Genomic DNA, 13,507 nt, shown 5'->3' on the forward strand with positions numbered 1-13,507 from the left:
GCGCACCGCACTGGACAGAATGAATTGTATCCCCATATCGCATCATTTATAATTTAAGTTCGAGGGGCTGTCCCAATGTTTGAACGGACTCCCTCACTGTCTCATTGACCTGAGGGAGAATGAAAGAGGGGGTCCATTTTTATGAAAATTAAAGTGCTTGGCATTGCGCCATATAAAGGTTTAGGGGATTTATTGACAGAGCTCGCGAAGGAAGAACAAGATATTCAATTTCAGTTGGAGGTCGGCGATTTGCGCTCCGGCGTCGCGATTGCAGAGCAAGCGGTATCACAGGGGATCGATATCATGATGAGCCGCGGCGGTACAGCCTCGCTCATTCAAAAACACGTGCGCATCCCTGTCGTAGATATCCCTGTTTCCGGGTATGATCTGCTGCGGGCGTTGACACTCATTAAAGATTATCAAGGGAAAGCAGCCGTCGTTGGCTTTGAAAATATTACCCAAGGGGTTCGCACCATCAGCGAGCTTTTCGGAATAGAAGTTGATTTATATACGATAAAAGAAGAAATGGAAGTATGGGATCTGCTGAGGGACATTCAAGAGCAGGGGACACAAATCGTATTAGGAGATGTGATTACTGATAAAGCGGCAAAGGAGCTAGGCATGCAAAGCATGCTGATCACGTCCGGCCGTGAATCGGTTAAGGAAGCGTTTCACACTGCAAAGCAAATGTACCGGCTCTTTAAGGAGGCATCCGAGGAGCAGCGGATGTTTAGAGACATGATTGATCAGGAAGAAAAAGGGATGCTCGTCATTGATGATAACAGCCGGATCCGCTTTGTAAACAAAATGATGAAAAAATGGATGGAAGAAGGTCTTCTTGAGCCTATAGCACCCGCCGCCGCTGTCAATGAATGGTGGGAAGAACTGGCTTTTGCCGTACAGTCAATAAGAGAAGGCAAACTAAGCGGGTATTTTCAATTAGAAACAGGAGAAGTTATCTGGCATATGAAAGGTTCCCTTCTTTCAAAAGGAGAGTTGTTGATTGCCATTGAACAATCGTCGTCATCACGCGATGATCGTAACCATCCTGTATGGTCGTTTGCGGCGCCCGTCCATTCATTGCACCCATTCTCATCATTTACACAACAAAGCAGTTCTATGAGGGACACCGTTCAGCAAGCGCAGGCATTCAGCCAGACGCATAAACCTATTTTGCTGTACGGAGAGGAAGGGACGGGGAAATCAGACCTCGCCTTAGCGATTCATCAAATGAGCCCTCGGCGGCAGCATACGTTTATGACCATTCATTGCAGCAAGGTGAAAGAGACCTCATTGCTGAAAGCCCTTCCGGCTGTTCAAAACGGGACGATTTTTCTTCGGCATGTCGAGCATCTGCCGCTTGAAGTCCAGCATGATCTCGCCTTGCAATGGATGAAGCCGGATCAGCAAATACGCTGGCTCGCCTCTTCCTCTGCTGATTTATGTGAAGAAATGAAAGCAGGGCGATTTGACCCTGATTTATACAGTTGTTTACAAGGATTGACGCTTTATGTCCCGTCGTTGTCAGAGCGGGTGGAAGACATGGAGGACATGAGCAGACTGTTTATTGCTGAATTTAATTCAGCTTATGGCACACAAGTGGTCGGACTTGCGCCTGAGGTGATGGACGCGTTTCGCAATCGGACATTTAGGGAGAATGTTCGGCAGTTTAAGCGAGTACTTGAGGAACTTGCGCTGACGGTGAAAAGCGGATATATCACATTGGCTGAAGCCGCGCCGCAGCTTGATCGTTTGTCCAATGAGAAAAAGGAAGAGAGCTTAAAGGGCTATTTTGAAGGGACGCTTGAGGACATCGAACGGCGCATCATTCAGGCGGTGCTGAAAGAGGAGAATATGAACCAATCCAAAGCAGCGAAGCGATTGAATATCAACCGCACCACCTTGTGGAGAAAACTAAAAGAATAGCATGAGACCGAGGTGTCGATATGACAAACATACGATGCAAAAAAGGAGCGGACATCAGCCAAAAGATAGTGATTGTCGCCGACGATTTAACGGGAGCTAATGACACAGGCGTTCAGTTTGTTAAAGCAGGAATGAGCGCCGCTGTTCTTTTTGACCGGTCTGGTGCAAATCCAGGGGATATAAAAGAAGATGTCATGATTTTAGATACGGACACGCGCAGTGTGTCGCCGAGCGAGGCTTACAAAGAAGTCAGTTCAGCATCGCATCCGTTCGCCCGCCTTGAATCACACCTTTTTTTAAAGAAAATTGACTCCACATTAAGGGGAAACATCGGGATTGAAATCAAGGCGCTGATGGATCTGGGGCGTTTTGATGCAGCAGTCATCGCCCCTGCTTTTCCTGATGCGAGGCGGATTACTGTGGATGGCATGCATTATGTCAATGGCCGGCCTGTTCATGAAACTGAAGCAGCCGTTGATCCGAAAACACCGGTTGCCGAATCTCGGATCGCTGATTTGCTTTTCGGGCAGACGAATATACAGCCAAAAACGATAGGCACCAAACAGCTTCACAAACCTGATGAGCAAATACAACAAGACCTTAAAGCGTGGAAAACCCAAGGACATGAATGGTTTGTCTGCGATGCAGAAACAAATGAGGATCTGCGCCGCATCGTGCAAGTGTTTATGAACAGCGGGCAGTCCGTTTTATGGGTCGGCGCTGCCGGACTGGCCTGTGCACTTGCCCAGCATGTCAGAAAGAGGGCATTGCAGACAGGCAAGAGGAATGAACCGGTAATGATCGTATCTGGCAGTGCATCGAACATAACAAATAGACAGCTAGCATATGTAAGAGAGCAGCGTGACCTCCTTGACGTGCGCATCAATCCGCTGAACGTATTGAATGGATGTGAAGCATGGGAGCATAAGCGCGCGCTCGATCAAGTGGTGGTTCATCAAGGGAAAGATGTTCTGCTTTATACTGATGCAAAGCCGGAAACCGTACAGCGCATCATCGCTTTTGGGAGAAAACAAGGGCTTGACCGGCAGGCTGTAGGCGAAAAGCTCTCACGATTTCTTGGTGAAGTCACGAGTGAAATCGTCAAGTTGACAGGATTAAAACGCCTTGTGTTGACAGGAGGGGACACTGCGCGCGCGATTTGCAACGAGCTTGGCGCAGACGGCATTCAACTGCTGGGTGAAATTGAAGCGGGGATACCGCTCGGCAAGCTTCTCAACGCAGATATATATGCGGTGACAAAGGCGGGCGCATATGGTCAAACCGATTCTGTTCTAAGAGCCGTTGAGGTGCTGAGAAATGTAGAGGAGGAAGACAGATGGCAAAACCAATCATTGCGTTGACGATGGGGGATGCGGCCGGTGTCGGCCCGGAAATTATCATCAAGGCATTTGAGCAAACCAATTTGCATGAAAACGGGACATTGTTTGTCATTGGGGATTACAGCATTTTAAGCAGAGCAAAGACGTTCATTGGCTCAGATGCAGACATTGTAAAAATCGACGAACCGGAAGAGGCGGCAGATGTAAAGCCCGGTGTCATTCCTTGCCTGGACCTTCAGTTGCTAACCGAGGAACTGAGAGTGGGAGAAGTATCGGCTGAAGCGGGAAACGCAGCGTTCCGCTATCTTGAAAAGGCGATTGCCCTTGCCAACGAGAATCGGATTGACGGCATTTGCACAGCGCCTTTAAATAAAGAAGCCCTCCATAAGGCGGGGCACATGTACCCGGGCCATACCGAAATTTTAGCGGAATTGACGCAAACAAAGGACTATGCGATGATGCTGGCTGCACCGAACCTGAAGGTGGTGCATGTCACAACCCATGTCGGTCTGCTTGACGCCATTCATCTCATTGATGCGAATCGGGTATACACGACAATACAATTGGCGCATGATACACTCATTCGCGCAGGTATACCGCAGCCTAAAATCGCGGTATGCGGCATTAACCCTCACGCCGGTGAGAATGGTTTGTTTGGACATGGAGAAGAAGAAGAGAAAATTGTCCCTGCCGTTGAACGCGCGCAAAGTGAAGGTATACAGGCATTCGGCCCGCTGCCTGCTGACACGCTATTCTTTAGAGCAGTGAGAGGCGATTTTGATATGGTGGTGGCGATGTATCATGATCAGGGACACGGACCGATTAAGGTGCTCGGTCTTGAAGCCGGGGTGAACATTACAGTCGGCCTGCCAATTATCCGTACGAGTGTTGACCACGGAACAGCTTTTGATATTGCGGGAACAGGCAAAGCCGATCCCGCGAGTTTAGAAGAAGCGGTGAGACAGGCCATCATGCTGTCTGGAACGCGTAATCGGCATGCATAAAAAGAAGAGCCTTCTATCATAAACGAGCACCTCCAAATGTCAAATTTGGAGGTGCTTTTCTTTTGGCGCATTTTTAAGTGCGGATCAGAATCAAGGCGATCTTATCTGCATAAATGAAAGTGAGACTACAATCAAAAACGAATAAGACAAAACGGCATGAGTCCGATTCCATACCTGACTCATGCTTCAGCCTCATGAGAATCCTCAAGTTTAAGGGTCGTCTCATAAAATGGCACTTTTCTTTAGTTCATGTAGGTGCCGCCGTTAATATTAATCGTTTCGCCCGTCATAAAGTCAGATTTGTCAGATGCTAGGAAGGCGACAACGTTTGCGACATGCTCGGGTGAGCCGATCATTTTCAGCGGAATCCGTTCGACGACTGCTGCACGATACTCCTCGCTCCACTGCTTGCTCATATCCGTTTCTATCGGTCCCGGGCAGACAGCGTTGACATGAATGCGGTGTGCAGCAAGCTCCTTTGCCAAATGCATCGTTAAATAGTTGATGCCTGCTTTCGATGCACCATAAGCAGGAGAGGCGTTGTGATGCGGTGTTTTGCTGGTCGTTGAGCTCATGTTTACGATTTTTCCGCCACCCTGCGCGGTCATTTCTGGGATGACGGCCTGACACATGAGGAAAGTGCCGGTTAAATTCAAATCTATCACTCTTTTCCACTCTTCAAGCGACGTATCAACAGTTGTTTTGCGCAAATTAATGCCGGCATTGTTGACCAAAATATCGATCTGCCCAAACTGCTGTTTTGCCTCAGCTATGAGAAGCGAGGCTGTTTCTGGCAAACTTGCATCACCAGCAACATAAGAAGCGCACTTTCTCTCATTATTCAATTCTGCGCACATGGACTTGAGTAATTCTTCTTTTGTCCCATTGATGACGACATTTGCTCCTTTATCCGCAAGCGTCTCCGCAATGGCTCTGCCGATGCCGCGGCTTGCACCGGTGATAATGGCCGTTTTTTTGTAAAATTCCATCCCCATCCCACCTTCTTTAAATAAAGCGTTTACATTTATACTATAAAAGCTATTGTTTCTTTATTCAACAATACTTTTTTGTGATGATGATGCAAGGACTTTATGCTTCAAAATGAAACAGATGTAACAGCTCTATGCCGCTGTTAAAACAGGGTATACTATAGGGACAAGTGATAAAGGGAGGAGAACGAAATGAGACTATACACAAAAACAGGCGATAAGGGACAAACGAGCTTAGTCGGAGGCAGAACGGACAAGGACAGCCTCCGCGTCGAAAGCTACGGCACGATTGACGAGCTGAATAGCTTTGTCGGGCTTGCTTTAGCAGAGCTTTCCGGCAAGCCCGGATTTGAAGATTTGACAGCCGAGCTGCTGATGATCCAGCATGAGCTGTTTGACTGCGGAGGCGATCTGGCAATCGTCACAGAAAGAAAAGGCTATAAACTAACGGAAGAATCTGTTTCCTTTTTGGAAACGCGCATTGATGCCTACACAGCAGAAGCGCCGGAACTGAAGAAATTTATACTTCCAGGCGGATCGAAGGGTGCTTCGCTTCTCCATGCGGCGCGCACCATTGCAAGGCGGGCGGAACGCCGAGTGGTGGCGCTTATGAAATCGGAGGAGATTCATGAAACAGTGCTGCGTTATCTCAATCGACTATCCGATTATTTCTTTGCCGCCGCACGGGTTGTGAATGTGAGAAGCGGCATTGACGATGTGGAATATGAAAGAAGTGCTATTGTGTTTCGGGACTAAAACTGCAGCGGATCATAAAAAAAGAAAATGAAAGCCGGCTTGTTCTCTACATGCCGGTTTTTTGTTTTTCATTCTGTCAATCTCCCATTTTACGACAAAAAATGAACCTTATGCATTATTGACTGAAAAGTGGGAAAATGAGATATTGTAATAAAAAAAGATGTAAAAAATAGGCAGTGGGGGGCTCTGATGGATGGTGAATTTAATTGAAAGTGATAGCATCTGGAAGAGAAATTTTAATTATCTTTTTCTCTCAAGAATAGTAAAGATATCAGGCGATATGTTCGCATTTAATTCGATATTATGGTTTTTAATTTATGACGGCAAAGGTGCGATCGGCACTGCTTTATTGATTGCTGTTACTTTTTTGCCGGAAGCTGTGCTGGCCCCTGTGACGGGTCCTTTCATGAAACAAAATACGCTGAAATTTTGGATGTACTTTTCAGATTTGACAAGGGCTGCGATCGTCTTGATTATTCCTCTTTGTCATTTTGCGGGTTTCTCTCCGCTGTGGTTTGTCATGACACTTATGATTGTGCATTCTGCTACAGGGGCTGCATACAATCCCGCATCCATAACTTTAATACCCCATATCGTAAACGAACAGGGCATTCAAAAAGCAAACGCCGTGCTGCAATCCTCCGCTCAAATTGTCCGGCTCGGAGCTGTCACGTTATGCGGCGCTTTACTTACATTTATCAGCCCTTCTTATACAATGCTTATCGCACTTGTTCTCTATTTGGTTTCTGGTTTTCTCGTCCTTTTTATTAAGTATACTGCGGTTGAATCCCAATCAGATTCTGCTATCGTTACGCAGAGAGGCACATATATCGGCAGACTGAAGCGCGGCTTTACGCTTGTGAGAAGACATCAGATTTTATATCCGCTCGCCATTTATTGTATCTTCATGAATTTCGCGGCTGCCCCTTGGGAAGCGCTCTCAGCCGTTTACGTTGCGGAAGATTTAAACGGCCAGCCGATCGTTTACTCGCTTTTAAAGGCCACTACCGCCGCAGGCGCGTTTTTATTGGGGTTTGTGCTGGCGAAAGTCAAAGTAAACAGATATGGGCTGTTATTCGTAACTGCCGGCATTATTGAAGGATTCGCTTTCTTTATTACCGGTATGAACACCTTTTTGCCGCTCGTCTTTCTCGCAGCGTTTACCTTTGGCGCCGCAGTCAGTGCTGTTAATGTTCCTGAGTACACGATTATCCAGACCTCTGTGGATAGTGAGGATCAGCCGCAGGTCTACGCTGTCATACATATGATCTCTAATATTTCCATACCTGCCGGAGCTGTCATTTGCGGGTATGCTGCAAACGCTTTTGGTTCAGGAACTGTGATCGCTGTCGGAGGGGTTGTCGAAATTATTGCGGGTATTGGCATTTTACTTTTCACAAAGCTGGCTAAAGCAGAGCGGTCCGACCTGATCAAAGAAAGGGAAGCAAGTGTTCATTTATAAAGGGTTTTGACGCCATGCCTCGTGCATGGCGTTTTTTTGTGTCCATAGGTCCGGCACAAGATACGACTCCGGTCTTATATCAAAATCAATCTCTGATTCGTTTTGCGCAAATGCTTATTTGTTTAAGATGAAGAGAATCTGCATAATGATAAACAAGAAAACAATAGGCGGATTCTTATTAATTGTATTTGGGATCTCCGTCTTTTTTGGAAGCTTCGGCTTTATTATCCCGCTCGCCATAGGGAGCTTGATGACATACGCAGGAATGAAAAGGTTTGCCGCAGTAAAACGATTACAGGAATCTTCTTGGGCGGTATCGGAGCGATCATGCTCATCTGTTCACTTCCGTTTGTCGTCGGAATGGCGCTGGCAGCCGCTATGGTGTATTACGGCTGGAAGCTCATGAAAAACGGATCAGCTGACAATGGTGTGTCATCTTTTCACCCTGGCAGAAGGTAAAACAAACAAAGAAATAGGCCAGGAACTGTTTATCACCATTAAAACAGTCAAAACCCATATCACCAATATTTTATCAAAACTGAATGTCAGTGACCGGACGCAGGCCGCGGTGTACGCACACCGAAATCACCTCGTAAAATAGGCTCTTCTATTTATTTGCACCTTTCGTCCCGAAGTCTCTGACAACCACATTGACCCGGTAGTCTATTTCCGCATTGCTGAAATAATCATCATCCCATTTTCTTGCAATCTTTTTCCACTGTTGAGGATAATGAATTCTGACTTCGTTTCCCAGCCCGGTTACATCTGCCTTGATATCTTTCTGCAGCGTGCCTGTAATAAATGCTGTTACTGTTTTGTGTAATCGTTTTTCGACTGTCTTTTCAATCCCCTTGATATATGAATCCTTAAATGAATCTTCATTCGGATTCCAGTCCTCTGATAAACGCCCTTCAATATTCCGTGTGACGGTGAATTTGAATTTTCCGTCCTTGTAGTCTGTCTTGATCTTGCGATTGCTGGAGTACACTTCATAAGAAAAAAGGTTCCCATTGTGCCTCATTTCAATGACGCCTCCTTCGACAGTGCCTGTAAATAAGTTGATATTTTGAATTTCACCAGGTGTTAAATTCCGGTTCCATAATTTATCTTTGATGATAGTAGCCCCGTTTATCGCAAGTTTGCCGTTTTCCTCTCCGACATGAGGGATGAGGAATGAATCATCAGAGGTCAAATGTTCTGAGATCTCACCCAGTGTAACAGGCTCCATCATTCTGATCGTCACCGTATTATTCTCTGTCAGGTCATAAATCACATTGGATGCGGGCTCGCCTTGAACATTTATTTTAAATATATCCTTAGTTGTGCCATCGGTGACAAAGACGTACGAACTCCTCCTTGTCCCGTTGTCTCTGACAAACTGGTTAATGATCGCGTCCAATCCAATATGATCCGCAATCACGCTCTTCGAAAGCAGAATAAGACGCAAATGCTGTGAAAACGTAGGGTTATGCTTTAATGCAGATGTTCGCATCATTTGATGGACAGTTTCACCCTTTGTGATAGAAAGCTGTGTCGGGTCAGATGAAGAGCCCTCTTTGGAGCTGATACTTTTCGGGATAAGAATCTGCTGTGTCAGTTCTAAATTTTTATCATCCGGCTTGTCTAGCCCTACACCGATTACCAAGCTTAATTCCTCAATATTTTGGCTGTCCCAGCATCCGGACAGCAACAGGGTGCATATGAACATAATTAAGATCCGAGTTTTCATTTTGCTGTAATCCTCCTTTTGAGAGCGACAATGAAAAAGAGAATGAAGGGAAGCAGAAACAGGCAGACAAAAATGTACCCGAGATAATCGCTGTACATCATGACTTGATTGGCGTCATCCGGCCATAGTGAAAAATAATAGACAGCCGCGCCGATGAGCACCATGCTTTTTTTAGTGGATAATCCGAACGTCTTCTTCAGCCCGTTAGCGGCAAAATATCCGTAAATGACAAACGTTGTGAAAAATTGAATGATCCAGACGATCAGTAAAAACGACTCAAACCTTTCAATGAATATCCCTTTAAGCTCAAAGGACTGAAAGAGAGAAATTGTCGGCCAGATCAGCGTTTTCACCTCAGGTGCGGTCAAAGCCCCGACAACGATGACATACGTCAGGATATATAAAATAATCGGAATCAAAAAGCCGATAGCCGCGTATCTAAATGTATATTTCTTTTTCTTCATATGTTCAGGAAGAAACAGCATCACTTCCATTCCTAAAAAAGAGATGGAAACGACGGTAAGGGAGTTTGCAATGGGTCCAAGGCCTTCACCTAAGACGGGTCGCAAATTATTGATGTCAAAAATTTTAAAACTGATCCCAAACACAATCAGCAAAATAATAATTGTTACCGTTAAATAAAAGGGGAACAGCCGCGACATATCACTTAATCCCCCTACAATTAAATAGATGCCACAGCAGATAAACGTGAAAATAATGATCTGAATTGGGGTCTTCTCCAGCAGGAAAAACTTCACCATTTCGGCCATCGCCCGGGTTTCAAAGCTGGCCACTCCGATAAAATAGCAGCTGATCAAAAGGCCGATAATGCTTCCGATCCATTTTCCGAGCCCTTCCTGCAAATACTCAAATAGAGAAGGGTAATGATGTTTTTTCTGAATAAGCGTATTTAAATAAATGAACAAAATGAATATAACGCCTTCTAATGTGAGCGTAATCCAGCCGTCAGGGGTGTTGGCCTTAGTGGTCAGCGCTCTCGGCAATGTTAACAGACCGGCGCCGAGCATCGTATTCGCAATAATCGAAATCCCTTGGAAGGTATTAAGTTTGTTTGGAGTCTGTTTTTGGCTCATTTGGATTATTCGCCTCTTTTGGTTTGTTTTTTATTGGGAGACGGATAATGGAATCATCCGTATTTTTCAGGCTGAAGAATCCGTTTGGCGAAAAATACGGAAATCCAAAGCTCGATTGTCTCGTTAAGTGCGTATAAATAACAAGCATAAATAAAATAATCCCATACAGCCCGAGAATAGCGGCGGAAAACATCGAAATAAAACGCAGCACCCGGAAAGACAGCCCCATTCCGTATTGGGGAACGGTAAAGGATGCAAGGGCAATGACGCTGACAACGATAACCATAATCGAGCTGACGAGATTCGCCTCTACAGCCGCCTGTCCGATGACAACGCCCCCAACGAGCCCTATTGTCTGGCCGAGCGGGTTGGGGAGGCGCAGCCCGGCTTCCCTTAGCAACTCGATGGTTACTTCCATCAGCAGGGCTTCAAATATCGGCGGAAAGGGCACGTTTTCCCTGTTTGCCGATATCGTAACGGCGAGCGCGGTCGGCAGGAGTCCTTGATGGAAGGAAACGAGTGCGATATAAATCGAAGACAAAAATAAGGTAATGAAGATAGATCCAAAACGCAGCGACCGGATAAGAGATGCTGAAATCCAGCGTTCATAGTAGTCATCCGGGGACTGCATCAGGATGCCGAGAGAAACCGGTACTAGCAGCACAAATGGTGAATTGTCGACCAAAATGGCCACACGGCCGTTAAACAGGGCCGACGATACCTTATCGGGTCTTTCCGTATTTTGAATCTGCGGAAACGGCGAATATTTATTATCTTCAATGAGCTCCTCAAGTGTTCCGCTATCCTGGATATCCTCCAGCTGAACATTGTTAAGCCGCGCTTTAACTTCTTTTATGACGGACTTTTTTGCTTTGCCCTCAATGTACATAATGGCCGCCGACTTCAGCTTGTTTTTGCCGATCATGATTTTTTTTGTAATGAGTTTTGGATGGTTAGTCCTTTGCCTAATGAGAGCCATATTTGTATCGATATCCTCTACAAACGCAACTTTTGGTCCGCGCACCACTTTTTCAGTTGTCGGCTCTGCCAGGCTTCTTGTTTTTTTCTTTCCTGTCGACAAAATAAAGACTTTATCCAATCCGTTGATAAACACAGCACACTTGCCGCTGAGAATGGCCTCAGTCGTTTTTTCGGCAGTTTCAACAGGCCTTGCGTCAAGCTGGTCAAGGCGTTTTTTGACTTGGTCAAGCGTAAGGGTCTCTTCATCTTTGATTAAGGTTTTAATCGATTCTGCAACCTGTTTCTGATCATTCAGTTCACTAAAATAGAGATAGTAAAAAACAAGACCGTTGGAGAGCATTTTTTTGTTTTTCACCAAATCATCGTTTTCTTTTAATTTTGGAAGCACTAATGCTAAATTATCGTGTATATATTCCTTAAACTCTGTTTGTTCCAACGAGGTCACCTCTTATCCAAAACCTTAGTAGAGGTTATCTTTTCCTGTTAAAAAAATGATATACTGTGTTAGAGTATTTCATGGTGTAAGTTTTTTTATGAAAGCGGAGGATACGAAGTGGCACAGGTAAGGCTTGCTGGAAAACAAGAAGAAATAGAACAGCTCATTAAATCATTTGAAAAGCATTATGATGTCTCCTATACATCAAAGGAGTACGGCAGGACGAATCCGAAGTACAAATATTCAAAGGATTCCCGCGTATATTTAGAATTAAAATTAAAATCATCCAAGCTCGAAAAATAAAGAGGACTTTCTGTATCACTGGCGAATTATGATCTATTGAAGCAACCGTTATGGAGGGATACATAAATGAAATACAGAATTGAACGAGACACCATGGGAGAAGTGAAAGTTCCTGCTGATAAATTTTGGGGCGCCCAAACACAGCGAAGCAAGGAGAACTTTAAGATCGGTTCTGAAAAAATGCCGATGCGTGTTGTGAAGGCGTTTGCAATATTAAAACGAAGCACAGCTCTCGCTAATAAACGCCTTGGCAATCTGGACGCGGAAAAAGCGGAAGCGATTACAGCGGTTTGTGATGATGTGCTCAAAGGCAAATACGATGACAACTTTCCGCTTGTCGTATGGCAAACCGGAAGCGGCACACAAAGCAATATGAACATGAACGAAGTGGTAGCCAACCGAGCGACTGCTTTATTAAAAGAAAAGAACTCAGATCAAACGATTCATCCAAATGATGATGTAAACCGCAGCCAAAGCTCAAACGACACATTCCCGACTGCGATGCATGTTGCTGCTGTATTAGCTGTTTACGAACAGCTAGTGCCTGCGCTTGACCAGCTTCGCAATACATTGGATGAAAAAGCGAAAGCATACACCGACATTGTCAAAATCGGACGCACGCACCTTCAGGATGCTACGCCTCTAACGCTCGGACAAGAAATCAGCGGATGGGTTTACATGCTGGATCGTTCGAAGGAGATGATTTTGGAAGCGACAGATAAAATGCGTGCGCTTGCAATTGGTGGAACGGCTGTCGGAACGGGAATCAACGCTCACCCAGAGTTTGGAGAGCTTGTCTCAGAAGAGATCACAAAACTGACCGGCCAAACGTTCAGCAGCTCGCCGAATAAATTCCACGCGCTGACAAGCCATGATGAAATCACTTATGCGCATGGCGCATTAAAAGCGCTTGCGGCTGATTTAATGAAAATCGCAAACGATGTCAGATGGCTTGCTAGCGGACCTCGCTGCGGCATCGGGGAAATCGCCATTCCTGAAAATGAGCCGGGCAGCTCCATTATGCCTGGTAAAGTCAACCCGACACAAAGTGAAGCATTGACAATGATCGCAGCGCAAATTATGGGGAACGATGCGACAATTGGTTTTGCGGCGAGTCAGGGGAACTTTGAACTGAACGTGTTTAAGCCTGTTATCATTTACAACTTCCTGCAATCTGTGCAGCTGCTGAGTGACGGCATGAAGTCATTCCATGATAAATGTGCTGTCGGTATTGAGCCTGACAAAGAAACCATCCAGGAAAACCTGTCAAATTCATTAATGCTTGTAACGGCGCTAAACCCGCATATTGGATATGAAAACGCGGCGAAAATCGCCAAGCTAGCCCATAAAGAGGGATTGACGCTGAAAGAAGCTGCTTTGAAGCTAGAATTGCTGACAGAGGAGCAATTTAATGAAATGGTTAAGCCGGAAGATATGGTAAAACCAAAGGCATAATAGAAGAAAAAAACGGCTGCTTTTAAGCAGCC

Annotated in this window: 11 protein-coding genes and 2 pseudogenes; 9 read left to right on the forward strand and 4 right to left on the reverse strand. The window is 45.5% G+C overall.

Features of this window, described 5'->3' with window-relative positions:
* Window positions 1-141 precede the first annotated feature (141 nt).
* The 3 genes from Q3W56_RS06665 to pdxA are packed head-to-tail and all read left to right on the forward strand — an operon-like array spanning window position 142 to window position 4,270.
* Window positions 142-1,926 carry a sigma-54-dependent Fis family transcriptional regulator gene (locus tag Q3W56_RS06665; RefSeq protein ID WP_019715689.1) on the forward strand — a complete coding sequence of 595 codons (1,785 nt, stop codon included), beginning with the start codon at window positions 142-144 and terminating at the stop codon, window positions 1,924-1,926.
* A 20-nt stretch (window positions 1,927-1,946) separates the two neighbouring features.
* Entirely contained in the window at window positions 1,947-3,287 is a 1,341-nt protein-coding gene (locus Q3W56_RS06670; protein WP_302894917.1) for a four-carbon acid sugar kinase family protein, read from the forward strand.
* The gene (gene pdxA, locus Q3W56_RS06675; protein ID WP_302894918.1) at window positions 3,263-4,270 is read left to right on the forward strand and encodes a 4-hydroxythreonine-4-phosphate dehydrogenase PdxA; all 1,008 of its coding nucleotides are present in this window, start codon (window positions 3,263-3,265) and stop codon (window positions 4,268-4,270) included. Before Q3W56_RS06670 ends, pdxA begins: the two co-directional genes overlap by 25 nt.
* A gap of 242 nt (window positions 4,271-4,512) precedes the next feature.
* On the opposite strand, the gene Q3W56_RS06680 is transcribed toward pdxA, so the two are convergent.
* Window positions 4,513-5,259 (reverse strand): SDR family NAD(P)-dependent oxidoreductase, encoded by a 747-nt coding sequence (locus Q3W56_RS06680; protein ID WP_302894919.1) that lies wholly within the window; start codon window positions 5,257-5,259, stop codon window positions 4,513-4,515.
* Window positions 5,260-5,451: 192 nt separating this feature from the next.
* Here Q3W56_RS06680 and Q3W56_RS06685 point away from each other — a divergent pair, with 192 nt between their 5' ends.
* The 4 genes and pseudogenes from Q3W56_RS06685 to liaR all read left to right on the forward strand — a co-directional run.
* Window positions 5,452-6,015 carry a cob(I)yrinic acid a,c-diamide adenosyltransferase gene (locus tag Q3W56_RS06685; RefSeq protein WP_019715685.1) on the forward strand — a complete coding sequence of 188 codons (564 nt, stop codon included), beginning with the start codon at window positions 5,452-5,454 and terminating at the stop codon, window positions 6,013-6,015.
* A 193-nt stretch (window positions 6,016-6,208) separates the two neighbouring features.
* On the forward strand, window positions 6,209-7,477 hold the full coding sequence (locus tag Q3W56_RS06690) for an MFS transporter (protein WP_302894921.1): 1,269 nt from the start codon (window positions 6,209-6,211) through the stop codon (window positions 7,475-7,477).
* 142 nt (window positions 7,478-7,619) lie between these two features.
* A pseudogene (gene liaI / locus Q3W56_RS06695) lies at window positions 7,620-7,924 on the forward strand (cell envelope stress-induced membrane anchor protein LiaI); the annotation flags it as partial.
* Window positions 7,914-8,078: pseudogene (liaR, locus tag Q3W56_RS06700) on the forward strand (two-component system response regulator LiaR); the annotation flags it as partial. The pseudogenes liaI and liaR, both read left to right, overlap by 11 nt.
* A gap of 6 nt (window positions 8,079-8,084) precedes the next feature.
* On the opposite strand, the gene gerAC reads toward liaR, so the two are convergent.
* From gerAC to gerAA, 3 genes are read right to left on the reverse strand one after another with little or no spacing between them, the layout of a single operon-like run.
* On the reverse strand, window positions 8,085-9,206 hold the full coding sequence (gerAC, locus tag Q3W56_RS06705) for a spore germination receptor protein GerAC (RefSeq protein ID WP_302894922.1): 1,122 nt from the start codon (window positions 9,204-9,206) through the stop codon (window positions 8,085-8,087).
* Window positions 9,203-10,300 (reverse strand): spore germination receptor protein GerAB, encoded by a 1,098-nt coding sequence (gerAB, locus tag Q3W56_RS06710; RefSeq protein WP_302894923.1) that lies wholly within the window; start codon window positions 10,298-10,300, stop codon window positions 9,203-9,205. The genes gerAC and gerAB overlap by 4 nt, the downstream gene beginning before the upstream one ends.
* Complete coding sequence (gerAA, locus tag Q3W56_RS06715; RefSeq protein ID WP_302894924.1) at window positions 10,269-11,717, reverse strand: spore germination receptor protein GerAA; 1,449 nt, start codon at window positions 11,715-11,717, stop codon at window positions 10,269-10,271. Before gerAA ends, gerAB begins: the two co-directional genes overlap by 32 nt.
* A gap of 117 nt (window positions 11,718-11,834) precedes the next feature.
* On the opposite strand from gerAA, the gene Q3W56_RS06720 reads away from it, so the two are divergent.
* On the forward strand, window positions 11,835-12,020 hold the full coding sequence (locus Q3W56_RS06720) for a YvzF family protein (protein WP_268398445.1): 186 nt from the start codon (window positions 11,835-11,837) through the stop codon (window positions 12,018-12,020).
* Between the two features lie 66 nt (window positions 12,021-12,086).
* Window positions 12,087-13,475 (forward strand): class II fumarate hydratase, encoded by a 1,389-nt coding sequence (gene fumC, locus Q3W56_RS06725; protein ID WP_302894925.1) that lies wholly within the window; start codon window positions 12,087-12,089, stop codon window positions 13,473-13,475.
* The last annotated feature ends 32 nt before the right edge of the window (window positions 13,476-13,507 follow it).

This window comes from Bacillus sp. C28GYM-DRY-1, from assembly GCF_030519405.1.
Taxonomy (GTDB): Bacteria; Bacillota; Bacilli; order Bacillales; family Bacillaceae; genus Bacillus; species Bacillus spizizenii_A.